The following is a 23,007-nucleotide window of genomic DNA, read 5'->3' as shown; positions in this document are numbered from 1 at the left end:
GATCAAGAAGCACAACGTTCCTGGAGGGATTGCATGAATAGCTGGTTTGCCAACATCAGCGTCAACCTGAAACTCGGCCTGGGCTTTGGCCTGGTGCTGTTGCTTACCGGCCTGCTGGCCCTGACCGGCTGGAACAGCCTGGGCAGTCTGATCAATCGCAGTAACTGGATGAGTGACATCACCCAGCTCAACAGCGACTTGACCAACCTGCGCATCACCCGCCTGCAGTACATGCTGACCAACGGCGACGATGCGGCGGCCGGCAACGTTCAGGTCAAGCTCAATGCCTTCAGCGAACAGCAGCAAAAACTGCTGAAGAGCTTCAAGAGCCCCGAGAACATCAAGCTGCTCCAGGACCTGGGCCAGACCATCAGCGAATACCAGGTGTCGATCAACAAGATGCGCGCCGGCTACAAGACCAGCCTGGCCGCTCGCGATTCGATGAACCAGGCCGCGGCCCGCGCCATCGAGCTGATCGAAGCGATCAACCGCGACGTGCTGGCCCTGCCCGAGGGTGACGCCAGCCGCCTGGAGCAGTTCCGCACCACCACCCAGGCCAAGGAACAACTGCTGCTGGTACGCCTGGCCGTGCGCAGCTACATCGCTGACATCAGCAGCGAGACCGAGCAACTGGCCTTGCGTCAGCTCGACACCGCCCTGGCCGAAATCGCCAGCCTGAACCGTCAGCTGCCTGGCGAAGCCGCGCGCATCAAGCAGTTCGAGACTGCCGTCATGGCTTACCGCGACGCCGTGCGCCAGTTCCGCGACGCCACCGCTGATATCGCCGTGTCACGTCAGGAGATGACCGTTCAAGGTGCCGACATCGTCAAGACCAGCGACGCCCTGTACCAGATCCAGCTCGACCGTCGCGACATTGAAAGCGCTCAGGCCCGCACCCTGCAACTGACCGCCACCTTGCTGGCGCTGCTGGTCGGTGTACTGGCCGCCGTGATCATCACCCGGCAGATCACCCGTCCGCTGCGCGAGACCCTGGCCGTGGTCGAGAAGATCGCCGCCGGCGACCTGACCCACAACCTGCGCGTCACCCGCCGCGACGAACTGGGTGTGCTGCAGCAAGGCATCCAGCGCATGGGCTCGACCCTGCGCGACCTGATCACCGGTATCCGCGACGGCGTCACCCAGATCGCCAGCGCCGCCGAAGAGCTGTCGGCCGTCACCGAAGAAACCAGCGCCGGGGTCAACAGCCAGAAGGTTGAAACCGACCAGGTCGCCACCGCCATGCACGAAATGGCTGCCACTGTTCAGGAAGTCGCGCGCAATGCCGAGCATGCTTCCGAGGCTGCCACCGAAGCTGATGGCCAGGCTCGCGCCGGTGACCAGGTAGTCGCCGAAGCGATCAGGCAGATTGAACGCCTGGCCGAAGAAGTGCACCGCTCCACCGAGGCCATGGGCCAACTGCAGCAGGAAAGCCAGAAGATCGGCAGCGTCATGGACGTGATCAAGTCGGTGGCCGAGCAAACCAACCTGCTGGCGCTCAACGCTGCCATCGAAGCGGCCCGCGCCGGTGAAGCCGGTCGTGGTTTTGCCGTGGTGGCGGACGAGGTTCGCGGCCTGGCCCAGCGCACGCAGAAATCCACCGAAGAGATCGAAGAGCTGGTCGCTGGCCTGCAGAGCGGTACCCAGCAGGTGGCCAACGTGATGCTCGGCAGCCGCAACCTGACCGACAGCAGCGTCGAGCTCACCCGCAAGGCCGGTGCCTCGCTGGAAAGCATCACCCGCACCGTGTCGAACATTCAGTCGATGAACCAGCAGATTGCTGCAGCGGCGGAGCAGCAGAGCGCGGTGGCCGAGCAGATCAGCCGCAGCATTCTCAATGTGCGCGATGTGTCCGAACAGACGGCGGCGGCCAGCGATGAGACCGCAGCGTCGAGTGTTGAACTGGCGCGCCTGGGTAACCAGTTGCAAACCATGGTCAGCCACTTCCGCGTCTGACCCGCTGAAGCCGGGGCTGCTTTGCAGCCCATCGCCGGCAAGTCCGGCTCCCACAATGGATCTGTTTACACCGAACCCTGTGGGAGCTGGCTTGCCAGCGATAGCTTCACCACCTATTTAACGATCTGCCCCACTCCCCGCCCACGCGGATCGGAAGCGGTTTCCAGCGCCGTGCCATTAACCCGGATGGCCTGGATGTCGCCCATCTCCCAACCCTGATCTTCCAGGGTGTAGCCCATCTTCTTCAGCTCTTCAGCGACCTTGCCGTTAAGCGGTGCAAAGGCATCGAAATAAATGGTGTCCTTGGGCAGCAACTGGTGATGCACGCGCTGCGCAGCCACGGCTTTTTCCAGCGGCAGGTTGTAGTCATAGAGGTTGTTCAGCACCTGGAAGATCGAGGTGAAGATCCGCGAACCACCCGGGGTACCCAGCACCAGGGTGACATTGCCATCGCGGGTCACCAGGCTCGGGCTCATCGACGAGAGCATGCGCTTGCCCGGCTCGATCGCGTTGGCATCGCCACCGACCACACCAAAGGCGTTGGCCACACCCGGCTTGGAACTGAAGTCGTCCATTTCGTCGTTGAGCAAAAAGCCCGCGCCCTTGACCACCACGCCGCTGCCGTAGTCCCAGTTCAGGGTGTAGGTGTTGCTGACCGCGTTACCGTCCTTGTCGACGATGGAGAAGTGCGTGGTCTGGTGCGGTTCGAGGCCCGGGCGGACTTTCGCGGTTTCCGAGATGGCGGTCGGGTTGACCTCCTCGGCGCGCTTGGCAATGTAGTCCTTGGCGATCAGCTGCTCGACCGGCACCTTGGAGAACGCCGGGTCGCCGAGGTAGTCGGCGCGGTCGGCAAACACGCGTTTTTCGATTTCGGCCAACAGGTGGATGTAGCGCGCCGAGTTCAGCTCGACACCCTTGAAGTCAGCGGCGCGCGCTTCCTTGATACCCAGCAGCTGGGCCAGGGCGATACCGCCCGAGCTTGGCAGTGGCGCGGTGTAGACGGTGTTGCCACGCCAGTCGATCTTCATCGGCTCACGCCATACCGCTTTGTAATCCTTGAGGTCGTCCTTGCTGATCAGGCCCTTGTCGGCCTGCATCTGCGCCACCATCAGGTCGGCGGTCTTGCCCTGGTAGAACTCGCTGACGCCCTTGTCGGCAATGCGCTCCAGGGTTTGTGCCAGCTCCGGCTGCTTGAAGGTCTCGCCGACTCTCATGCTGCCGAAATAGTCGTTGAAGTTGGTGCTGTCCTTGAACAGGCCCAGGGCATCTTCGCGGTACTGGTACTGCTTGGACGCGACCTTGAAGCCATTCTTGGCATAGCCAACCGCCGGGGTCAGCAGCTCGGCCCAGGGCAGCTTGCCGAATTTCTGATGCGCCTCCCACAGCCCCATCACCGTGCCAGGCACGCCAGCGGCACGGGAACCGACCAGGCTGAGGTTCTCGATGATCTCGCCCTTGTCGTCCAGGTACATGTTGCGGCTGGCGGCCTTCGGCGCGGTTTCGCGGTAGTCGAGGAAGTAGGCCTTGCCGTCGACATAGAGGGTCATGAAACCACCGCCACCGATGTTGCCCGCCTCGGGGTAGGTGACCGCCAGGGTGAAGGCGGTGGCCACTGCCGCGTCCACCGCGTTGCCGCCTTTTTTCAGGATATCGGCGGCGACCTGTGCACCATATTGATCGGGTGCAGCGACCGCACCGCCCTCCAGGCTAACCGCGTAAGCCGCGTTACTGGCGAGGATCGCGGCGCCCAGGGCCAGGGATCGGAACATCACAACGCGCATGAGAGCTTCCTTAGTGTTGTTTTCGTTGAACAGCCATTAAGGCTGATGTCAGACGAGTTATCAAACACGGCAGGAAATTTCGCCGCTCACAGGCAGAAGATGTCGCGGATGGATGCTTCAGCAGGCGTAGATCGCCAGCTTGTTCTGGATGAAATCGAGAAAGCACTGGATGCGCAGCGCCAGCTGGGTGTTGCGGTAGTACACCGCATTGATCGGCTGGCGATAGCCACTGTTGTGCTCGGGCAGGAGCACCTGCAGGCGCCCGCTGCGGATGTCTTCATGGGTCATGAAGTGCGACAGGCAGACGATGCCTTCACCGGCCAGGGCCAGTTCGCGCAGGGTTTCACCGCTGGAGGCCGACAGCGCCGGGCGGATCAGCAGGCGATCGCCTTCGGCATGGCGCAGTGGCCAGTGGTTGAGGGTCTCGGTCTGGGTGAAGCCGAGCAGCGCATGGCCTTGCAGGTCTTCAACCTGCTCGGGCGTGCCATGCCGGGCCAGGTACTCGGGGCTGGCCAGCAGGTTCAACGGGCTGCAACCGAGCGCGCGGGCATGCAGGCTGGAGTCGGCCAGCTCGCCGATGCGAATGGCAACGTCGGTGCTCTGTTCGATCAGGTCGATGATCAAATCGCTGGTGTTGAGCTCCAGCTGGATCTGCGGGTACAGCGCGCGGAACTCACCGACCCAGGGCACGATGGCGTGCAGCATGAACGGCAGCGCGGCGTTGATGCGCAAGCGCCCGGACGGCGTCTGGTGGTGCACCGACAGATGCTCTTCGAGCTCGTCCATCTGCTGCAGGATCGACTTGGCCCGCTCGAAGAAAAACCGCCCTTCTTCGGTCAGGTCCATGCGCCGGGTGGTGCGGTTGATCAGGGTGGTGCCGAGCTTGGTTTCCAGGCGCGACAGGGTCCGGCTGATCGCCGACGGCGTCTGCCCGCCCTGCTCGGCGGCCGCGGAAATCGAGCCACACTCGATCACCGAGACGAACACCTGCAATTCATCGGACCTGGCTTTCACGGCTGTACCCCGGGGTTGGCAACAGCCGTGATAGATAGCCGCTTGGCGCGGCCAGCGCAAGGCTTCATCAGGCTTGAGCCTGGAAAACCTCGGCCAGGTGCTGCTCGTAGGCGGCCACGGCGGCTTCGACGTTGGGGCGCTTCATCACATCCACGGCAAGGTAGGTCGGCAGGCCGCTCATGCCGAGGAACTGGTTGGCCTTGTGGAACGGGAAGTACACCGCGTCCACGCCCTTGCCTTCGAAGAAGTCGCTGGGGTCGTCGAAGGCTTGCTGCGGTGCATTCCAGGTCAGCGACAGCATGTACTGCTTGCCCTGGATCAAGCCGCCGCTGCCGTACTTTTGCGAAGCATCGGATCGGGTGCGGCCGTCGCTGGCGTAGAGGCTACCGTGGCCGGCGGTGAAGACTTCGTCCAGGTACTGCTTGACGGTCCACGGCGCGCCCATCCACCAGCCAGGCATCTGATAGATGATGACGTCGGCCCAGAGGAACTTCTGCACCTCTTCGGCGTTGTCGTAGCCGCCGTCGATGTAGGTGGTCTTGACGTCGAAACCGGCGCGGTCAAGGAATGCCAGTGCGGTTTCATGCAGGGTTTCGTTCAGGCGGCCATCGGAGTGGGCGAATTTTTTACCACCGTTGAGCAACAGGACTTTTTTCATGGGGTGCCTCATCTGTGTTCGATCAGGGGCAACGGAGCCTGTGACCGAGTGAATTTGATGGCGGCAGAATAGGGGCCGGCCTCGCGGGGAAACAGCCGCGCGGGGGCAAAATACATTTGACTAAAAAGCACGAATAGCACGCATATTGTTGCCTTAGAATCGTTTCACCCCTTCCTTTCAGAGGCCTCTTCATGAGCGAGCAATACGGTTTCATCCTCAAAGCCAAGACCCGTCCGGAAATGTCCGAAGCCTTCGAAGCGCTGTTTCGCGCCTACGTCGAGCCAAGCCGAGAGGAACCGGGCTGCGTCGAATACCACATGCTGCGCGACCAGCAAGACCCAAGCCTGTTCGTCTTCTACGAGATCTGGGCCAGCAAGGCGGCGCTGGATGTGCACTCGGCCCTGCCGCACATGGCGGCGTTTTTCGAGAAGCGCATGGACTACCTGGAGCGTGACTTCGATATCCAGTTGATCGACATGCTCAGCCCCTCTTCGGCTAGCCGTTGAGCAACAGGTGCGCGCCGAGCAGGGCCAGGCCGGTAAAGAAGCAGCGCTTGAACAGCACGGCGCTGATGCGCTGACGCAGCCACTGGCCGCCGAGCATCCCCAGCAGCGCCGGCGCCAGCACCAGCAATGACGCGCCCAGGGCCTGCGCACCCAGCGCATCCTGGCCCGCCAGGCCGATCGCCAGGGCCAGGGTCGAGACGCTGAACGACAGGCCCAGGGCCTGGACCATTTCGTCGCGGCTCAGGCCCAGGCTCTGCAGGTAAGGCACCGCAGGAATCACAAACACCCCGGTGGCAGCGGTGATCACCCCGGTGCTCAGCCCGCAGAGCGGCCCAAGCCAGGGTTCATGTGCAGCCGCCAGGCGCACTGCTCGGCCGAACAGGCCGTACAACGCATACGCCAGTAACGCCCCACCCAAGGCACGCGCCGCCCATTCGCCACTGTTGATGCCCAGCCAGGCGCTGCCCAGCAAGGTGCCGACAAAAATCATCGCCAGCATCGGCCACAGCCTTTTCAGCAGGGCCCGCAAGTGTCCACCAAAGGCCAGTTGCCAGAGGTTGGTCAGGGTCGAGGGCACGATCAGCAAGGCCGCTGCCTGCGCCGGGGACATAGCCATTCCGAGCAGGCCCATGGCTATGGTCGGCAGGCCCAGGCCAATCACGCCCTTCACCGCGCCGGCCAGCACGAAGGTCGCCAGAACCAGCAGCGTCAGCGCTGGACCGATATCCTGATAGAAGCCGAACAAGGTAGTCATGGCGCTATCCTGCACCTCGCCACTGAGACTGAAAATCTGCCATATACTCAGCCAGACTATTGCCCAGGAAGAGGCTGATGCATTTCGATCTGATTGACCTGCGACTGTTCCAGCACACCCTGGAGTGCGGCAACATCACCGCTGGCGCCCAGCGCAGCCACCTGTCGCTGCCGGCCGCCAGCGCGCGCATCCGCGCCATGGAAAGTTCGTTGGGCACACCGCTGCTCGAACGCAACCGCCGTGGCGTGCAGGCCACGCCTGCGGGACAGGCGCTGCTGCAGCATGCCCGGCTGATCGCCCAGCAGGTCGAACGCCTGCAGTTCGACCTCGGGCAGTACGCCCAGGGCCTGCAGGGCCAGGTGCGACTGCTGTGCAACACCGCAGCGTTGACCGAATACCTGCCGGAGCTGCTTGCCGGGTTTCTTCAGCAGTACCCGGCCATCGACCTCGATATCCATGAACTGCCGAGCCTGCGCATCGTTCAGGCGATCACCCAGGGCGTGGCGGATATCGGCATCATTTCCAGCGCGGTGGCCAGCGAACACCTGCAGACCCTGGCGTTTCGCGACGACCCGCTGGTACTGATCATGCCGCCCGCTCACCCACTGGCCGTCGACGCCAGCCTGCGCTTTGCCGACACCCTCGGCCACGGCTACGTCGGCCTGCAGGCCGACAGCGCCCTCGCCCTGCACCTTGAAGAGCAGGCCCTGCACCTGGGCCGGCGCCTGCAAGTCCGGGTGCGCGCCGAAGGCTTCGACGGGGTGATCCGCATGGTCGCCCATGGCGCCGGTTTGGGAATCGTGCCACTGGCAGCGGTACAGCGCTGGCAGGGCGTGTTGCCGTTGCACAGCCTGGCGCTAAGCGAGCCGTGGGCCAACCGTCAGTTGCGCCTGTGCAGCCGGGATTTTGCCGGACTGCCCGGGCATGCGCAGGCCTTGCTCGACTGCCTGAGTGCCGGCGCTATTGCTCCGGCAGGGGCAATCCACCGACAATCGCCCCCGCGGACCTAGTTGTTGCTGCACTGATCGCCAACCGAGTCGTAAAGGGAGTTTCACCGTGCCGTCGATCTACCAGCTCAAACCCCGCTTTCAGGCGCTGTTGCGCCCGACGGTCGAGCGCCTGTACCAACGCGGCGTCACCGCCAACCAGGTGACCCTGAGCGCCGCCGTGGTTTCCGTGTTGCTCGGCCTGTTGCTGGCCTGGCTGCCACACCTCACCTGGCTGTTCGCCCTGGTGCCGGTGTGGATGCTGCTGCGCATGGCCCTCAATGCCATCGACGGCATGCTCGCCCGCGAATTCGGCCAGCAATCGAAGCTCGGTGCCTACTACAACGAACTCTGCGACCTGGTCGCCGACAGCGCCCTGTACCTGCCTTTTGCCTTGCTGCCGGGCGTCTCATCGGCGCTGGTGGTGATCGTCGTGCTGGCGGCGCTGATCAGCGAATACGCCGGGGTCATGGGCCCGCTGGTCGGCGCCGAGCGCCGCTACGACGGTCCCATGGGCAAGAGCGACCGGGCTTTTGTCTTCGGCGTGCTCGGTGCCGGCGTCGCCGCAGGACTGCTGCCTGCCAGCTGGATCAACGGCGTGCTGCTGGTGATCTTGCTGCTCTCGCTCTATACCCTCTACAACCGGGTCAGCCGCGGTCTGGCGCAAACCCGCTGAAGCTCTTTGTGCCAGATAAGGATATTTGCCATGCGCAACGCGCAATCGCTGCACTTCACCACCCACGACGGCGTCGAACTGCATTACCGCCACTGGCCCGCCAACGTCGCTGACGGCCAGCCACGCCGCGCCGTGGTGCTGTTCCACCGCGGCCACGAACACGGTGGGCGCATGGCCCATCTGGCCGATGAGCTGCAGTTGCCCGACCATGACTTCTTCGCCTGGGACGCCCGTGGCCACGGCCAGTCGCCAGGGGCCCGTGGCGACAGCCCGAGCTTCGCCTGCAGTGTGCGCGACGTGCAGACCTTCATCGAACATATCGCCCGCGAGCACGGCATCGCCGAAGAGGACATGGCGGTACTGGCGCAAAGCGTCGGTGCCGTGCTGATCGCCACCTGGGCCCACGACTACGCGCCCAAGGTGCGCTGCCTGGTGCTGGCCTCGCCGGCCTTCAAGGTCAAGCTGTACGTGCCGTTCGCCCGCCCGGGGCTGAAGCTGATGCGCGCCTGGCGCGGCAACTTCTTCGTCAACAGCTACGTCAAGCCGCGCCTGCTCAGCCACGACCCCGAACGCATCGCATCGTATGAAAGCGACCCGCTGATCAGCCGGCCGATTTCGGTGACCATGCTGCTTGGCCTGTATGAAGCCGCCGACCGCGTGGTGGCCGATGCCCAGGCGATCCAGGTGCCGACCCAGCTGTTGATTTCCGGCGCCGATTTCGTGGTCAAGCGCAAACCCCAGGAGCAGTTCTTCGAGCGCCTGGGAAGCGTGCACAAAGAAAAACACATCCTCCCCGGGTTCTTCCACGACACCCTTGGCGAACGTGACCGCAGCCATGCCCTGGCGCGGATCCGCCGGTTTATCGGGCACTGTTTCAGCCAGGCGCCGCAGCGCCCTTCCCTGCTCGCTGCCGACCAGCTGGGTGCCAGCTGCGCCGAGGCCGAAAGCCTGGCCGCGCCGCTGCCACGCAACTCACCGGCCGACCTCTACTGGCGCGCCACCCGCGCCAGCCTACGGCTGGGCAAGGGCTTGTCGGACGGGGTCAAGCTGGGCTTCGACACCGGCTTCGACTCCGGCAGCACCCTGGACTACGTCTACCGCAACCAGCCCACCGGCAAGGGCGCGATCGGGCGGATGATCGACCAGAACTACCTCAACGCCATCGGCTGGCGCGGCATCCGCCAGCGCAAGCTGCATGTCGAGGAACTGCTGCGCCTGGCCATCGAACGCCTGCGCGAACAGGGCAAGCCGGTGGATATCGTCGATATCGCCGCCGGCCATGGCCGCTACATCCTCGAAGCGCTGCAGGGCCTGGAGCGCAAGCCGGAGTCGATCCTGCTGCGCGACTACAGCGAGCTCAACGTCCAGCAGGGCAGCGCGCTGATCGCCGAAAAAGGCCTGGCCGACATTGCCCGCTTCGTCCAGGGCGATGCCTTCGATGCCCAAAGCCTGGCCAGCCTCGACCCACGCCCGACCCTGGCAGTGGTCTCGGGCCTGTATGAACTGTTCGCCAGTAACCAGATGGTTGGCGACTCCCTGGGCGGCCTGGCCCAGGCCGTGGAGCCCGGCGGTTACCTGGTGTACACCGGCCAACCCTGGCACCCGCAGCTGGAGATGATCGCCCGCGCTCTGACCAGCCACCGCGCCGGCCAGGCCTGGGTGATGCGCCGGCGCAGCCAGGTGGAGATGGATCAACTGGTCGAGGCGGCCGGCTTTCGCAAGGTCTGCCAGCGTATCGATGAGTGGGGCATCTTCAGCGTCAGCCTGGCCCAGCGGGTCGCTTGATGAGCACTGCGCGCGAGCCAGGCTTGATCAAGCGCGGGGTGCTCTGGCTGCTGTTGCTCGGCCCGCTGTTCTTTCTCAGCTACGGCCTGACCAACACCTACACCGCCGGGCGCAGCGACGTCGGCAGCCTGGTGTTTGCCTGGGAAGGCAGCATCCCGCTGTGGCCCTGGACCATCATCCCGTACTGGTCGATCGACCTGCTCTACGGCCTGTCGTTCCTGCTGCCGCTGAGCCGTCGGGAGATGGACCGCCATGCTCTGCGCCTGCTTAGCGCGCAGGTCATCTGCATCCTCGGTTTTCTGCTCTGGCCGCTGCGTTTCACCGTCGAACGGCCAGCGCTGGATGGCCTGTTCGGCTGGTTGTTCGATGTGCTGATGGGCTTCGACAAACCGTTCAACCAGGCGCCGTCGCTGCACATCGCCTTGCTGGTGATCATCTGGGCGATGTTTGCCCGGCATATCCACGCCAGGCTGCCACGCTTGCTGGTACATGGCTGGATGGCGCTGATCGGCCTGTCGGTGCTGACCACCTGGCAACACCACTTTATCGACCTGCCCAGCGGCGCGCTGGTGGGGGTGCTGTGCGTTTGGCTGTGGCCGGTTGACGGCCGGCCGGTGCTGCGCCATCTGCAACTTGCCCGCGATCCGCAGCGCTGGCGCCTGGCGCTGCGCTATGGGGCCGGGGCGGCAGTGCTGGTGGGACTGGCGCTGTACCTGGGCGGCGTCGCCCTGTGGTTGATGTGGCCGGCGGTCGCGCTGCTGGTGGTGGCGCTCAACTATGCGCAACTGGGCGCCGAAGGCTTTCAGAAAGGGGCCGATGGCCGGCTCTCGTATGCCACGCGCTGGTTGCTGGCGCCCTACCTGATTGGTGCCTGGCTCAACTCACGCTGGTGGACGCGGCGTCATCCTCAAGCGGATGAAGTGTGCGATGGCGTGTACCTCGGGCGAATTCCGGGCAAGGGTCAAGCCGCGCACTTCGCCGCCATTGTCGATCTGTGCGCCGAACTGCCAGCGTCGCTTGCCCCGAGCCAGGCCTACTGCGCCCTGCCCAGCCTCGATCTGGTCGTGCCCACGGCCGAGCGCTGCCGGGACGCGGCAGCGGCCATCGAGCAACTGCGCCAGCAGGGCCCGGTGCTGGTCTGCTGCGCCCTCGGTTACTCCCGCAGCGCCAGCGCCGTGGCCGCCTGGCTGGTGCTCAGCGGGCGCTGCAGCGATGCCCGGCAAGCGCAGCAACGCATCAGCCAGGCACGCCCCGGGGTGGTCCTGCATCCGCAGCACCTGCAGGTGATTGAACGCCTGCAAACGGAGCCTTGCCTGTGAGCGGCGAAATCCACCTGGCCCTGGTCGCCAGCCTGCTCAAGCGCGGGCGGCAGGTCGAGCGCCTGGCCGACGGCATCAGCTTGCTGGCGGTGTTTTTTGGCCTCGCGGTGCTGCTGATCGGCACGCCCGCCCCGTGGTTGAGCAGCGTGCTGTGCAGCGTGTTGCTGTTGGCCGGCTTGCTGCAAAAGTTTTTCGCCATACGCGTAGCACTGGATGCCGATCTGTTTGCGCACCTGGCCACCCGCAGCGATCAGCTCACGCAGCACACCCAGGCGCTGGACCAGTCGTTGTGCGCCCTGGGCCTGAAGGCCAACCCGGTCGACAACCGCGACTGGCAGGCACGCGGCCTGGCAGCCATGGGCCTGCTGCGCAAACAACTCCTGTGCTTTGCGGTACAGGCCCTGCTGGCGCTGGCCGGCATCCTGCTTTTGCCCTTGTTTCACTCCGCCGGATAAGGACCTTGCCCATGCTTGCTGCCCTCACCGCCTTTGCCATCACCTCGGTCGCCCGCCTGATCACCGGCGCCCGCGCCCTGTGGCTGGGCTGCACGCCGCAACCGGTGCAACGGCTGTACTACGCCAACCACAGCAGCCACGGCGACTTCGTGCTGATCTGGGCCTCGCTGCCCCAGCCCCTGCGCCAGCACACGCGACCGGTGGCCGGTGCCGATTACTGGCAAAAACCCGGCATCCGCCAGTTTCTGATCAAGCGGGTGTTCAATGGCGTGCTGATCGACCGCCAGCACAGCGACGCCACAAGCAACCCTTTGCAACCGATCCAGGATGCGCTGGCCCAGGGTGATTCGCTGATCTTCTTTCCCGAAGGCACGCGCAACCTCAGCGACGAACCGTTGCTGGCGTTCAAGAGCGGACTGTTCCACCTGACCAGCGCCCACCCGCAGGTCGAGGTGATCCCGGTATGGATCGCCAACCTCAACCGGGTCATGCCCAAGGGTCGCGCCCTGCCGCTACCCTTGCTGTGCACCCTGAGCTTTGGCGAGCCGCTGCACCTGCAAGCGGACGAAAGCAAGCACGCGTTTCTCGACCGGGCCCGCCAGGCCCTGTTGGCCCTGGCCCCGAAGGAATCCTGAGATGGACAACAACACCCTTTCGCTGTTCGCCGGCATTGGCGGCCTGCTGTTGCTCGCCAGCCTGATCGGCCGCCTGCTCAAATGGCGCGCCGGCCCGGCGCCCCACGCGGTAATCGACAACCTCAACGCGCGGATCAACGCCTGGTGGGTGATGGTCCTGGTCATCGGCCTGGCGTTTCTGTTCGGCAAGCTGGGGGTGATCCTGCTGTTCTACTGCGTGTCGTTCTACGCCCTGCGTGAATTCCTCACCCTGACACCAACCCGGCGCAGCGACTACCCGGCACTGGTCGCGGCGTTCTATGTCGCCCTGCCGGTGCAGTACCTGTTGATTGCCATGGACTGGTACGGACTGTTCAGCATTTTCATCCCGGTCTATCTGTTCCTGCTGCTGCCGATCCTGGCCAGCTTCGGCGGCGATACCACGCGCTTTTTGGAGCGTGCCTCGAAGGTGCAGTGGGGGTTGATGATCGCGGTCTACTGCCTGTCCTCGGTACCGGCCTTGATGACCCTGGATATCCCCGGATACGAAGGCCGCAACCTGCTGCTGATTGCCTGGCTGATCCTCGTGGTGCAAATCTCCGATGTGCTGCAGTACGTCTGCGGCAAGCTGTTCGGCAAGCACAAGGTGGCGCCCAAGCTGTCACCCTCAAAGACCGTCGAAGGCCTGGTCGGTGGCGTGGCCCTGGCCACTCTGATCGGCGCCACCCTGTGCTGGATCACCCCGTTCAGCTTCTGGCAGGCGGCGCTGATGGCCCTGACCGTCAACCTCATGGGCTTTGCCGGCGGCCTGGTGATGTCGGCGATCAAGCGCGACCGCGGCGTGAAGGACTGGGGCCATATGATCGAAGGCCACGGCGGCATGCTCGACCGCATGGACTCGGTATGCTTCGCCGCGCCGGTGTTCTTCCACTTCGTCCGTTACTGGTGGGCCTGATCGTCAGACCAACAGGTCGTAGGACAGCTTGCCGATCAAGATCAGCAGCAACACCAGGAACAGCGCGCGAACAAAGGGCACGCCCTTGTGCACCGCCAGCCAGGTGCCGGTCAACGCGCCGAGGATGTTGAAGGCGGCCATGGGGATGGCGATCAGGTAGAGCACGTTGCCGGTGGGGATGAAGAACATCAGTGCGGCGACGTTGGTGGCGATGTTCACCAGTTTCGCCGACGCCGAGGCATGCAGGAAGTCGAAGGCGAAGCAGCGAATGAACAGGAAGATCAGAAAGCTGCCGGTGCCGGGTCCGAACAGGCCGTCGTAAAAGCCGATGGCGCCACCGATGACGACCGCCAGCAGCTTCTCGCGGGTGCCGATGCGCATCGGCTTGTGCAGGGTACCGAAGTCCTTTTTCCAGAAGGTGTAGATCGCCATCAGCACAATCAGCACCAGCACCGCCGGGCGCATCAGCGACTGCGGCACCAGTGACACCGTGGCGGCGCCGACGAAGGCCATGGCAAAGGCTGCACAGGCCGCCGGGATCACCAGCCCCCAGTCGATCACCACCTTGCGCACGAACGAGCGTGCGGCAAACGCCGTACCGCACGCCGAGGCAACCTTGTTGGTGCCCAGCAATGCGGCCGGTGGCGATGCCGGCAGCACGTTGAACAGCGCCGGAATCTGGATCAGCCCGCCACCACCCACCGCCGCATCGATCAGCCCGGCGGCAAAGGCAAACACACAAAGAACGACGATATCGACCATGGTTTCAGGCTCTGGCAGTCAAGGACGGGCGCGCCAAGGTTAACCAACGTCCGGGTTTTGTGTTGCAATGCCATATTGCAAAAACTGCAACGAGGTAACACATGGCCCTGGATATGCTCGCGGAGCTGGAAGCCTTCGCAATGGTTGCCCGCAAGCGCAGCTTCGTCGCCGCAGCACGCGCCCTGGGAAGCTCGCCCAGTGCTGTGACCCGTGCCGTGCAAGCCCTGGAAGAAAACGCCGGGGCCAAGCTGTTCAATCGCTCGAGCAACGCCGTAAGCCTGACCGAGGCAGGTGAACGCTTGCTGCCCTACGCCTACAAAATGCTCGATCTGCAACGTGAGGCCGATGAGGAGCTGACCGGGCTCAGCGGCCTGGCTTCCGGCTGGGTGCGGTTTTCCGCCCCCGAATCGCTGGCGCAGGTATTGCCCGGTCTGATTGCACAGTACGGCGAGCGCTACCCGCAGGTGAACGTCGATGTGATCTTCAGCGACGAGCCGATCGACCCGGCCAAAAGCAAACTGGATTTCTCGATTCGTGGCGCCTTCGCCCAGGACAGCGAGCTGATCGGCTACCCCCTGTGGCGCTACTCACGCTCGCTGTATGCCAGCCCCGCTTACCTGCACCGGCATGGCGTACCCGAGACGATCGAGGCACTGGAAGCGCATGCGCTGATCCTGCATACCGCGCCGCGGATTCTCAAGGAGTGGAAGTTTCGCAGCGCCGATCAGGCCGTCAGCCTGCGAGTGCACCCCAGGTTTCGCTTCAGCTCCGGGGTTGCCGTATTCCAGGCCGCCCTGGCCGGTGTCGGCATCGCCCGCCTGGCCGACTGGCTGGCCGAACCCGAGGTGCAGGCTGGGCGCCTGCAGCGGGTCTGCGCCGAGTACCGGCTGACCGCCAGTAACGGCGACAGCCCGCAAATGCACGCGGTGTACCCGGCCGGCACGCTGCCGCAACGGGTCAAAGCGCTGCTGGAAGTGATCCGCGGCTTTGGCGACAGCCTTGATCGATAGGCACTGATTTGCGCTCCCAGACACCTGAAGGTCGAGACCAGACATTTGCCGGGCACCGATCGCGCCTATGGTGATGGACCTTTGAGCCATCCTCTGGAGCCTGGAATGTCCGATTTCATCACCGTGCTGCGCGAGACCTGCCCTACCCCCGTGCTGGATGCGACCAAGTGGCAACGCATCGGCGGCGACCCGCACACCGTCAACCTCAACGCCTATGTGTCGGCCGATGGCAGCAAGATCATGGGCACCTGGATCTGCACGCCGGGCAAGTTCCAGGTCAATTACGAGAAGTGGGAGTATTGCCATTTTCTGGACGGCTACTGCGTGATCACCCCGGAAGGTGAGCAGCCGGTGCACCTGAAAGCCGGTGATGTGTTCGTCATCGAACCGGGGATGAAAGGCACCTGGGAAGTGGTGGAGACAGTACGCAAGTACTTCGTTTTTGCCTGATGCCGGGGCTGCCTTCGCAGCCCATCGCTGGCAAGGCCAGCTCCCACAGAATGATGTGTGCGCAGTACCTGTGGGAGCCAGCCTTGCTGGCGATGCTCTTTTTACTCGGGCTTGCGATAACCTTCGACAATCGCCGAGAAATCCTTGCCACCCTCGCCGCGCAAACTCATGGCCTGGTACAGCTGCTGGGCCACCGCGCCGAGAATTACCGGCTGGTGCGCCTGACGTGCGGCTTCTGTCGCCAGCCCCAGGTCCTTGAGCATCAGCTCGGCACCAAAGCCACCGGTATAGCCACGCGATGCCGGGGCCGTCTCGATAATGCCCGGCCACGGGTTGTAGGTATCCGAACTCCAGCAGCGGCCGGTTGAGCTGTTGATGATCCCGGCCAATACCTTGGTGTCGATCCCCAGCGCATTGCCCAGGGCCATGGCTTCGGACACGCCGATCATCGAGATGCCCAGCAGCAGGTTGTTGCAGATCTTGGCAATTTGCCCGGTGCCGACATCGCCGCAGTGGACGATGTTGCGGCCCATCTGCGCCAGCACCGGTTGCAGGGTGGCGAACAGCGCGTCGCTGGCACCAACCATGAAGGTCAGGGTGCCGGCCGCAGCGCCACCGGTACCACCGGACACCGGTGCATCGGCCAGGTCGACGCCCTGTTTGGCCGCAGCAGCCGCTACATCGCGGGCCGTCTGCGGGTCGATGGTGCTGCAGTCAACCACCGGGGTACCGGCCTTGACACCGGCCAGCACACCGTCTTCGTTGAGGTACACACCGCGCACGTGGGCAGCAGCTGGCAGCATGGTGATCACCAGCTCGCTCTGCTGCGCGGCGTCGCGCGGCGAGCTGCTGATCTGCCCACCGAGCTCGGCAAGTTCAGCCAGCACGGTCTTGTTCAGGTCGAACAGGTTCAGCTGATGCCCGGCCTTGATCAGGTTGCGGGCCATGGGTGCGCCCATGTTGCCCAGGCCGATGAATGCGATACGCATGATGAGCTCCTTAGCGCAGGCTGATGGTGGTGTTCACGCCATCGTTGACGCTGTCATCATCGAACCAGCGGCTGGTGACGGTCTTGGTCTGAGTGTAGAACTGCACCACCTGTTTGCCGTACGGGCCGAGGTCGCCGAGTTTGGAGCCGCGCGAGCCTGTGAAGCTGAAGAACGGTACCGGTACAGGAATCGGAATGTTGATGCCGACCTGGCCAACGTCGATTTCGTTCTGGAACTTGCGCGCCGCCGCACCGCTCTGGGTGAACAAGCCGGTGCCGTTGCCGAAGGGGTTGCGGTTGACCAGGGCGATAGCTTCGTCGAGGGTGTCGACTTCCAGCACCACCAGCACCGGGCCGAAGATTTCCTGGGTGTAGATCTGCATGTCGGTGGTCACCCCGGAGAACAGGGTCGGGCCAACGAAATTGCCTTGCTCGTAGCCTGGCACACTGACTTCGCGGCCATCGAGCTCAAGCTTGGCGCCTTCCTTGATGCCGCTTTCGATCAGGCCCAGCACCCGCTCCTTGGCGCGCTTTGAAATCAGCGGGCCGACATCGGTACCCGGCTCGCTGCCGGCGTTGACCTTGAGGTTGGCGGCCAGCTCTTTGAGCTCCGGCAGCCACTCGCGGGCCTTGCCCACCAGCACCGCGACCGAGGTGGCCATGCAGCGCTGACCGGCCGCGCCGAAACCGGCACCGACCAGGGCATTGAGGGTTTGCGTACGGTTGGCGTCCGGCAGCACCACGGCGTGGTTCTTCGCGCCCATCATCGACTGCACGCGCTTGCCGTGCTGACCAGCCAGGTTGTACACGTGAGTGCCGACCTCAGTGGAGCCGACGAAGGAGATCGCCTTGATGTCGCTGTGGGTGCACAGCGCATCGACCACCTGCTTGCCACCATGGACGACGTTGAGCACGCCGGCCGGCACACCGGCTTCGATGGCCAGCTCCACCAGCATCATGGTCGACAGCGGGTCCTGCTCGGATGGCTTGAGCACGAAGGTGTTGCCGCAGACGATGGCCATCGGGAACATCCACAGCGGGATCATCGCCGGGAAGTTGAACGGGGTGATCCCGGCGCAGACGCCGATCGGCTGGCGCAGGGTGTAGGTATCGACGCCGCCGGCAACGTTCTCGGCGAACTCGCCCATCTGCAGGCTGCCGATGCTGCAGGTATGCTCGACCACTTCCAGGCCGCGGAAGATATCGCCTTCAGCGTCGGCAATGGTCTTGCCCTGTTCGGCACTGAGGACCACGGCGATGCGCTTGGAGTGTTCACGAATCAGCGCCTGCAGCTTGAGCATGATGCGCATGCGCGCGCCGATCGGGGTGTCGCGCCAGGTCTTGAACGCACGCTGGCCGGCGGCGATGGCGGCGTCGACTTCTTCGGCGGTGGCGAAGGGTACGCGGGCCAGCACTTGCTGGGTGGCCGGGTTGACCACGTCGCGCCATTCGCTGGTTTTCGATTCGACCCATTGGCCGTCGATCAGCAGCTTGACCTGCTCGACCTTGGTCTGGCCGGGGGTGAGGGATGCGTTCATGTGCGTTCTCCTGAAATTGTTGTTAGGGAGAGATCGACGCCACCGGATCAGCCACGGCGGGCGCTTGGGTCCAGGGCTTTTTTGGAGTATAGATGTGCAAACATCTAATAAGAACGCACATAAAAGCCGGACCAACATGCAAAAAAACATCACCTCCCTGGGGTCGTTGAACTGGGATGACCTGAAGTTCTTTCTTGAAGTGGCGCGCACCCGCAAGGCCAGCAGCGCAGCCAAACGCCTGGGCGTCGACTACACCACGGTGTCGCGGCGGATCAGTTCGCTGGAAGTGGCGCTGGGCACCTTGCTGTTCGAAAAATCGCGGACCAACGGCTTTGTCCTGACTGCCGAAGGCCAGCGCCTGCTCAGTTATGCCGAGTCGATCGAAAGCACCCTGCACATGGCGTGCGAGCAGGTCTCCGGTTCCGGCGTGGCGCTGTCGGGGCATGTGCGCATGGGCTGCACCGAAGGCTTCGGCAGCTTCTTCGTCACCCCGCAGTTGAGCCATTTCGTCGACGCCTACCCGGCGATCTCGGTGGACATCCTGCCGCTGCCGCACTTCATCAGCTTGTCCAAGCGCGAGGCCGACATCGTCATCGCCCTGGAGCGCCCGGAGCACGGGCCTTACGTGTGCTGCAAGCTGTGCGACTACCGCCTGCGCCTGTACGCCACCCAGGAGTACCTGGACAGCCACGAGCCGATCACCCGCAGCAGCGACCTGGCCCGGCATCAGTTCATCAGCTATGTCGACGACCTGGCCTTCAGCTCCGAGCTCCTTTACCTGGCCAACCTGATCCCGGCCGCCAGCGCCAACCTGCGCAGCACCAGCGTGATCGCCCAGTACGTGGCGGCCCAGCAGGGTCGTGGCCTGGCGATACTGCCGTGTTTTCTGGCCGCGCAGGACCCGCGCCTGGTGGCGATTTTGCCCGAGGAAGTGGCGATTACCCGGCAGTTCTGGATGTACTGCCGCGAGGATCTGAGGAAGCTCAAGCGGATCACCCTGTTGTGGGATTACATCAGGGAGGTTACTGAGCTGAATCGCCCGTTATTGCTGGGCGAAACGCGGGATCTTCGGTTCGCAGACTGAGAGTCTACAAGGAGAAAGGGAAGCTTATCCTAACGAGGTCTGCGGGCTATTGGCAACGATTTGTGACAGGGTTGGTACAGACCTTGTGACAGTCGAAAGGGTTCTTACAGTGGCGCACATGGCGCGTTAAGGACACCATGCACGCATCGGTGTGGCGCCTGCGCGAGGGCATACGGGGGAACCTGCGCGAGGATGAATTGGTGAGGTGATGTCTCGGAAATTTCTATCAAATTCCCGCCAAGGAGACACACGCGACCGCAGCAAAAGAGCACATTGGATGCGCAGTTGCACTTTTGACATAGAAAACCATAGGTGCAAAGCTGCCCTGAAACCAAATCTCACCTACACCGCCAGAAGGATCGAGTGAATGGAATGGCATCCCGTGCTACGCGAGCTTCATTTGCATGGAGGAGGACGGCTATTCAATGGGATGGACCCAAAGGCAACGGTGCGCCCCAATACAGTTAGCAGCAGAGGCATTCAAATCACGCTGAAAAGCTTTGGAAGCCTTTACTCCGACACGAAAAGATTAGGGTTGAATGTCATTGGTTGTGATTTTTTCACTACAGAAGAAGCAGCTAAAGGCGTTAGCCCACCTGAGTGGCGGTCTAAGAACATTGCGGCGAACCCGGCTTGGCTGTGTACAGATCAAGGTCACGAGTGGTCATTTATTGCCAACGGCGCTTTCAAACAAAAAAACGGTTTACTTTACGATTTAGCCTCTCGAATCTCTCACCAGCTCAGAGCTTGTGAGTGGCGCCTTCGTCAGCTATCAGAAGCCTATGCGGAGCAGTTAAATGGCCGACTTCAGGCAAAACCCTTTAAGGCGGATCATCGCTTCCTCGATGGCTATACGTCCTTATGCTATTTAGCCCTACAATCGTTTCTTGTAGACGCCTGCGTACTGAGAGATTACCTGTCTGAATTTTACTCGGAAGTAATGCTTAGAAATTCCGATTCAGATGCCAACAAGATAACTACCTTGAGCGGACTCCTGAAAAAGTGGAAATCCCAACCGCCCACAGATGCCGCTGGAAGGGAGATCAACGCATCAGCGAAATCTGGTCAATGGCTGTTCGAGCTTGGGGCTTATAGGGATCTGGTTGTTCATGTTGCCCCTTTGGCAAACGCAGGAAGAACGCTTTTTGCGGTCACACGAACCCTTGAACTAACTCAGGGAGAACTGTTGCCAGCCATTAAGCTACCTTTGCCAAGCAATCCGGCAGCCTTAACAAAAGAGCGGGTGTCTGGCCGTTACTTCGAGGACCCTGAACTGACATTTGCGCGATTTAAAAACATCATTGAGGACGTTTCCTCCGCTCGGGACTCTCTGGAATACGCACATCTTTGCATGCAGCAGCTTGGCGCATTGGCCAGCTCTGTCTCCAAACTATCTCCGATAAAACCTGAGATTCCGCTGATCACACGGAAAGACGTTATAGGGGACATTAAGATTAGTTGAGACTAAATGAGCGCACGGCCAATTATGCGGGGTTAAATCAGACGGCCTTACAGGGTCCTTTGGGAGCTCCTGATCCCCAGCCGCCCATCACTGCCCGAGTAGAACGCATACGACATCCCCAAAGTCATCTACGAGATTTGTAAGATCAGTTTTATTAGAGGCAATAGAATCAGAGGGAGCTGGGGCAGGCTACTCTGTTGTTGGATACCATCCTGAGTAAAACCTATCAAACATGAGGTCTCGAATGACTACTTCCCTTACCGTATACGAGGTCTTTGCCAATTCACTACCTGTTATTATAGGTGGCGCACTGGCTATCGTCGGTGGTATATCAGGTCAAGTCGTTGTCCACCTTCTATCTTCACGGCGCGAGAGAAACAAACTTTTAGGCTCCAAAGTGGAAGCTCTTGTTAAAGCTCTTTATGCACACTCCCAGTGGCTTAGCGATAAGTACAATACACTGGTCTTTCGTAACGAGGACCATGATGTGCCATCACCTCTTGATGAAGCTCGCATGCTTCAGAGCCTATATTTCCCCGAGCTCAAGGCAGAAATTTTGGCTATTATGGCCGCCCAACAACCGCTGATTAAATTCATCCATGAACAGCGAATTGCTCGAATGGAAAGCCAAGAAAATTGGATCAAAAAATTTAACAGAACCCCTTACGATGAAGCATACAAAAATCACCTATCAGCCCTGAGTAACGCAGTTCAGAAAAGCGTCACGCTGGTGAAGCGCCATCTTGAAATCTGAAACTTGGCAGACCATTGAGCTTTAAGGTGATAGCGCACAGATTACTCTTTGAGGTAACTGGATTATTGCGACCGATAGACCACCACCTACTTAAAGACAACTTTAGATAAGAGCAAGATCTATTTAAATAATTATAACTAATATTATTCGATTAGCAGCCTTTAGAATCTTTAAGTTAAAGGTCCCCATGAACATTGAGCAATACACGGTGGCCCCAATCCCGTGCAAGGCTTCCCAGCGATGCCCTTGAGTGGCAACGGCTAACGATCAGCAATATCAATGTTCGCTCCTTCCTACTGGAGCCAGACGCGAAGGTCTGCTTACCGGGGACAGTTGAGTGTTGGCGTGTCACTTTGAAGGTGGTCGCACTTGGCACTCGGTGGTCTCAGGTCGGGTCGTTGAGGAGCCCGGTAGATGCCCGCAGAGGTTGATACTCTCTGGGTGGCCATAGTGAGGCTACTGACCATGTGGCTATTGCATGGACTTCCACTGAGGAGCCCCAATGATCAGACCCTTTTCATCCCTGCGCGCTGAAAAGCCCAAATGGTTCTCCTTGATTGTAGCGAGCCAATGCTGGGCAGCTCTGGGGTTCTCAAAGTAACACTTATGGGTTATTCCTTTAATGGTAGTCTTCCCAATATATCGAACACCTGAAGTGTATTTGTGATCACGGGTCACGCCTGTAGGCAGATGCGGGTCCTTCTTTGGATACTTATCTTTAAGAGCCGATGCGCGATTGCCAAAGTTCTCATGATAAGTAAGCGGGCGTAGGTTACACGGATGATTGTTGTTTGGGTTACCGTCGATATGGTCAATAACCAGAGACTCATCAAATCCCCCGTTAGCCATTCTATAAACAATGCGGGATTTTTGGACTCGAACTTTGTATTTAATATCTCCATCCATCCACGTCACTTCTACTTGTTGACGGAGTGAGCTATTTGAGTAGGTGCCCACGGGGGCGCCCTCTGAGGTTCCTCTACGGGTCTTGCCGGGGATCAGCTTGAAGTCTCGCGCGACGATGCCCTCGTGGTCGTCACTGAGCTTATAACGAGCCTCAAGGATCTCAATGGGCGGTAATAGGCATACAGATACATTGGTGCCTTGAAGCTTTATCTTGGTGGCGGTGGTCATAGTTGGTCTCCTGTGTTGGGTAGGTATGTGCCTGTGGCCATAGTGAGGGTTTTAAATCCTACGACCAGTTTCCTACCCTTCGAGACCAGTAGCCCACGTTCCTACGTTTACGCGGCAAGGCCAGGCCAAGACCCAGAGTCGATTAAATTTCTCGTAGGACCGTAGAAAGTAACGCCGTCACCCAGCTTGACGCCCATGAAGTCGTATTGACATCACCGCGAGATCAGTGATTCGATCAGGACCCGAAAATCATGGATAGGAAATACCAAATGGCATGGCATACCAGCGCATCGAAACTCACCTTGGTCACTGATACCAATGAGTGGTGGCGAACAATCTACAGTACAGGCGACGCCGTACCAGTCTCGG

Annotated in this window: 22 protein-coding genes and 1 pseudogene; 15 read left to right on the top strand and 8 right to left on the bottom strand. The window is 61.6% G+C overall.

Features of this window, described 5'->3' with window-relative positions; genetic code table 11:
* Positions 1-33 precede the first annotated feature (33 nt).
* Both LOY45_RS26930 and LOY45_RS26925 read left to right on the top strand, forming a co-directional pair.
* Positions 34-1,098: pseudogene (locus LOY45_RS26930) on the top strand (methyl-accepting chemotaxis protein); the annotation flags it as partial.
* Positions 1,090-1,953 (top strand): methyl-accepting chemotaxis protein, encoded by an 864-nt coding sequence (locus LOY45_RS26925; RefSeq protein WP_415842470.1) that lies wholly within the window; start codon positions 1,090-1,092, stop codon positions 1,951-1,953. The pseudogene LOY45_RS26930 and the gene LOY45_RS26925, both read left to right, overlap by 9 nt.
* Before the next feature lie 113 nt (positions 1,954-2,066).
* Here the strand turns inward: LOY45_RS26925 and ggt are convergent, their stop codons facing one another.
* The 3 genes from ggt to mdaB all read right to left on the bottom strand — a co-directional run bounded on the left by ggt (position 2,067) and on the right by mdaB (position 5,406).
* Entirely contained in the window at positions 2,067-3,734 is a 1,668-nt protein-coding gene (ggt, locus tag LOY45_RS03300) for a gamma-glutamyltransferase (protein WP_258578742.1), read from the bottom strand.
* 117 nt (positions 3,735-3,851) lie between these two features.
* Positions 3,852-4,748: a LysR family transcriptional regulator gene (locus tag LOY45_RS03295; RefSeq protein ID WP_115088837.1), complete on the bottom strand. Its 897-nt coding sequence runs from the start codon at positions 4,746-4,748 to the stop codon at positions 3,852-3,854.
* 67 nt (positions 4,749-4,815) lie between these two features.
* Positions 4,816-5,406 (bottom strand): NADPH:quinone oxidoreductase MdaB, encoded by a 591-nt coding sequence (gene mdaB, locus LOY45_RS03290; RefSeq protein WP_134064386.1) that lies wholly within the window; start codon positions 5,404-5,406, stop codon positions 4,816-4,818.
* 191 nt (positions 5,407-5,597) lie between these two features.
* On the opposite strand from mdaB, the gene LOY45_RS03285 reads away from it, so the two are divergent.
* Positions 5,598-5,912, top strand: coding sequence for a putative quinol monooxygenase (locus LOY45_RS03285; protein WP_115088840.1), 315 nt, complete (start codon positions 5,598-5,600; stop codon positions 5,910-5,912).
* Here LOY45_RS03285 and LOY45_RS03280 read toward each other — a convergent pair.
* The gene (locus LOY45_RS03280) at positions 5,902-6,666 is read right to left on the bottom strand and encodes a sulfite exporter TauE/SafE family protein (protein WP_115088843.1); all 765 of its coding nucleotides are present in this window, start codon (positions 6,664-6,666) and stop codon (positions 5,902-5,904) included. The genes LOY45_RS03285 and LOY45_RS03280 overlap by 11 nt on opposite strands.
* Positions 6,667-6,743: 77 nt before the next feature.
* Between LOY45_RS03280 and LOY45_RS03275 the strand changes: the two genes are divergently transcribed.
* The 7 genes from LOY45_RS03275 to LOY45_RS03245 are packed head-to-tail and all read left to right on the top strand — an operon-like array spanning position 6,744 to position 13,456.
* Positions 6,744-7,676 (top strand): LysR substrate-binding domain-containing protein, encoded by a 933-nt coding sequence (locus tag LOY45_RS03275; protein ID WP_258578741.1) that lies wholly within the window; start codon positions 6,744-6,746, stop codon positions 7,674-7,676.
* Between the two features lie 46 nt (positions 7,677-7,722).
* Positions 7,723-8,328, top strand: coding sequence for a CDP-alcohol phosphatidyltransferase family protein (locus LOY45_RS03270; RefSeq protein WP_134064388.1), 606 nt, complete (start codon positions 7,723-7,725; stop codon positions 8,326-8,328).
* A gap of 30 nt (positions 8,329-8,358) precedes the next feature.
* Entirely contained in the window at positions 8,359-10,113 is a 1,755-nt protein-coding gene (locus tag LOY45_RS03265; RefSeq protein ID WP_115088848.1) for a bifunctional alpha/beta hydrolase/class I SAM-dependent methyltransferase, read from the top strand.
* Positions 10,113-11,432: a phosphatase PAP2/dual specificity phosphatase family protein gene (locus LOY45_RS03260; RefSeq protein ID WP_258578740.1), complete on the top strand. Its 1,320-nt coding sequence runs from the start codon at positions 10,113-10,115 to the stop codon at positions 11,430-11,432. Before LOY45_RS03265 ends, LOY45_RS03260 begins: the two co-directional genes overlap by 1 nt.
* Positions 11,429-11,887, top strand: a complete 459-nt coding sequence (locus LOY45_RS03255) for a hypothetical protein (RefSeq protein ID WP_258578739.1) — start codon at positions 11,429-11,431, stop codon at positions 11,885-11,887. Before LOY45_RS03260 ends, LOY45_RS03255 begins: the two co-directional genes overlap by 4 nt.
* An 11-nt stretch (positions 11,888-11,898) precedes the next feature.
* Positions 11,899-12,522, top strand: a complete 624-nt coding sequence (locus LOY45_RS03250) for a lysophospholipid acyltransferase family protein (protein ID WP_258578738.1) — start codon at positions 11,899-11,901, stop codon at positions 12,520-12,522.
* 1 nt (position 12,523) lies between these two features.
* Positions 12,524-13,456 (top strand): phosphatidate cytidylyltransferase, encoded by a 933-nt coding sequence (locus LOY45_RS03245; protein ID WP_045195828.1) that lies wholly within the window; start codon positions 12,524-12,526, stop codon positions 13,454-13,456.
* A gap of 3 nt (positions 13,457-13,459) precedes the next feature.
* On the opposite strand, the gene LOY45_RS03240 is transcribed toward LOY45_RS03245, so the two are convergent.
* A complete protein-coding gene (locus LOY45_RS03240; RefSeq protein WP_115088857.1) occupies positions 13,460-14,218 on the bottom strand; it encodes a sulfite exporter TauE/SafE family protein in 759 nt (252 codons plus the stop codon).
* Between the two features lie 101 nt (positions 14,219-14,319).
* Here LOY45_RS03240 and LOY45_RS03235 point away from each other — a divergent pair, with 101 nt between their 5' ends.
* Positions 14,320-15,228, top strand: a complete 909-nt coding sequence (locus LOY45_RS03235) for a LysR family transcriptional regulator (RefSeq protein ID WP_258578737.1) — start codon at positions 14,320-14,322, stop codon at positions 15,226-15,228.
* Between the two features lie 105 nt (positions 15,229-15,333).
* Positions 15,334-15,678: a cupin domain-containing protein gene (locus tag LOY45_RS03230; RefSeq protein ID WP_010226921.1), complete on the top strand. Its 345-nt coding sequence runs from the start codon at positions 15,334-15,336 to the stop codon at positions 15,676-15,678.
* Between the two features lie 101 nt (positions 15,679-15,779).
* Here the strand turns inward: LOY45_RS03230 and mmsB are convergent, their stop codons facing one another.
* Positions 15,780-16,667 carry a 3-hydroxyisobutyrate dehydrogenase gene (mmsB, locus tag LOY45_RS03225; RefSeq protein WP_010226922.1) on the bottom strand — a complete coding sequence of 296 codons (888 nt, stop codon included), beginning with the start codon at positions 16,665-16,667 and terminating at the stop codon, positions 15,780-15,782.
* A 10-nt stretch (positions 16,668-16,677) separates the two neighbouring features.
* Positions 16,678-18,204 carry a CoA-acylating methylmalonate-semialdehyde dehydrogenase gene (locus LOY45_RS03220; protein WP_115088863.1) on the bottom strand — a complete coding sequence of 509 codons (1,527 nt, stop codon included), beginning with the start codon at positions 18,202-18,204 and terminating at the stop codon, positions 16,678-16,680.
* 136 nt (positions 18,205-18,340) lie between these two features.
* Here LOY45_RS03220 and LOY45_RS03215 point away from each other — a divergent pair, with 136 nt between their 5' ends.
* From LOY45_RS03215 to LOY45_RS03205, 3 genes are all read left to right on the top strand, one after another.
* Positions 18,341-19,288: a LysR family transcriptional regulator gene (locus tag LOY45_RS03215; RefSeq protein WP_258578736.1), complete on the top strand. Its 948-nt coding sequence runs from the start codon at positions 18,341-18,343 to the stop codon at positions 19,286-19,288.
* Positions 19,289-19,655: 367 nt separating this feature from the next.
* A complete protein-coding gene (locus LOY45_RS03210) occupies positions 19,656-20,750 on the top strand; it encodes a hypothetical protein (protein WP_258578735.1) in 1,095 nt (364 codons plus the stop codon).
* A 244-nt stretch (positions 20,751-20,994) separates the two neighbouring features.
* The gene (locus tag LOY45_RS03205) at positions 20,995-21,504 is read left to right on the top strand and encodes a hypothetical protein (RefSeq protein ID WP_258578734.1); all 510 of its coding nucleotides are present in this window, start codon (positions 20,995-20,997) and stop codon (positions 21,502-21,504) included.
* A 471-nt stretch (positions 21,505-21,975) separates the two neighbouring features.
* Here LOY45_RS03205 and LOY45_RS03200 read toward each other — a convergent pair whose 3' ends face one another.
* Entirely contained in the window at positions 21,976-22,638 is a 663-nt protein-coding gene (locus LOY45_RS03200) for an HNH endonuclease signature motif containing protein (RefSeq protein ID WP_258578733.1), read from the bottom strand.
* Positions 22,639-23,007: the final 369 nt, after the last annotated feature.

The organism is Pseudomonas wadenswilerensis, assembly GCF_024749185.1.
Lineage (GTDB): Bacteria > Pseudomonadota > Gammaproteobacteria > Pseudomonadales > Pseudomonadaceae > Aquipseudomonas > Aquipseudomonas wadenswilerensis.
The sequence above is the reverse complement of the archived record's forward strand: the minus strand, read 5'-3'. Positions and strand labels throughout refer to the sequence as shown.

What these genes read in the sequence shown, in the direction of transcription:
- LOY45_RS26925 (WP_415842470.1), top strand. Translation starts at nt 1,090, where the DNA reads ATGGGCTCGACCCTGCGCGACCTGATCACCGGTATCCGCGACGGCGTC.
- ggt (WP_258578742.1), bottom strand. Translation starts at nt 3,734, where the DNA reads ATGCGCGTTGTGATGTTCCGATCCCTGGCCCTGGGCGCCGCGATCCTC.
- mdaB (WP_134064386.1), bottom strand. Translation starts at nt 5,406, where the DNA reads ATGAAAAAAGTCCTGTTGCTCAACGGTGGTAAAAAATTCGCCCACTCC.
- LOY45_RS03285 (WP_115088840.1), top strand. Translation starts at nt 5,598, where the DNA reads ATGAGCGAGCAATACGGTTTCATCCTCAAAGCCAAGACCCGTCCGGAA.
- LOY45_RS03280 (WP_115088843.1), bottom strand. Translation starts at nt 6,666, where the DNA reads ATGACTACCTTGTTCGGCTTCTATCAGGATATCGGTCCAGCGCTGACG.
- LOY45_RS03275 (WP_258578741.1), top strand. Translation starts at nt 6,744, where the DNA reads ATGCATTTCGATCTGATTGACCTGCGACTGTTCCAGCACACCCTGGAG.
- LOY45_RS03265 (WP_115088848.1), top strand. Translation starts at nt 8,359, where the DNA reads ATGCGCAACGCGCAATCGCTGCACTTCACCACCCACGACGGCGTCGAA.
- LOY45_RS03260 (WP_258578740.1), top strand. Translation starts at nt 10,113, where the DNA reads ATGAGCACTGCGCGCGAGCCAGGCTTGATCAAGCGCGGGGTGCTCTGG.
- LOY45_RS03250 (WP_258578738.1), top strand. Translation starts at nt 11,899, where the DNA reads ATGCTTGCTGCCCTCACCGCCTTTGCCATCACCTCGGTCGCCCGCCTG.
- LOY45_RS03245 (WP_045195828.1), top strand. Translation starts at nt 12,524, where the DNA reads ATGGACAACAACACCCTTTCGCTGTTCGCCGGCATTGGCGGCCTGCTG.
- LOY45_RS03240 (WP_115088857.1), bottom strand. Translation starts at nt 14,218, where the DNA reads ATGGTCGATATCGTCGTTCTTTGTGTGTTTGCCTTTGCCGCCGGGCTG.
- LOY45_RS03235 (WP_258578737.1), top strand. Translation starts at nt 14,320, where the DNA reads ATGGCCCTGGATATGCTCGCGGAGCTGGAAGCCTTCGCAATGGTTGCC.
- LOY45_RS03230 (WP_010226921.1), top strand. Translation starts at nt 15,334, where the DNA reads ATGTCCGATTTCATCACCGTGCTGCGCGAGACCTGCCCTACCCCCGTG.
- mmsB (WP_010226922.1), bottom strand. Translation starts at nt 16,667, where the DNA reads ATGCGTATCGCATTCATCGGCCTGGGCAACATGGGCGCACCCATGGCC.
- LOY45_RS03220 (WP_115088863.1), bottom strand. Translation starts at nt 18,204, where the DNA reads ATGAACGCATCCCTCACCCCCGGCCAGACCAAGGTCGAGCAGGTCAAG.
- LOY45_RS03215 (WP_258578736.1), top strand. Translation starts at nt 18,341, where the DNA reads ATGCAAAAAAACATCACCTCCCTGGGGTCGTTGAACTGGGATGACCTG.
- LOY45_RS03210 (WP_258578735.1), top strand. Translation starts at nt 19,656, where the DNA reads ATGGAATGGCATCCCGTGCTACGCGAGCTTCATTTGCATGGAGGAGGA.
- LOY45_RS03205 (WP_258578734.1), top strand. Translation starts at nt 20,995, where the DNA reads ATGACTACTTCCCTTACCGTATACGAGGTCTTTGCCAATTCACTACCT.
- LOY45_RS03200 (WP_258578733.1), bottom strand. Translation starts at nt 22,638, where the DNA reads ATGACCACCGCCACCAAGATAAAGCTTCAAGGCACCAATGTATCTGTA.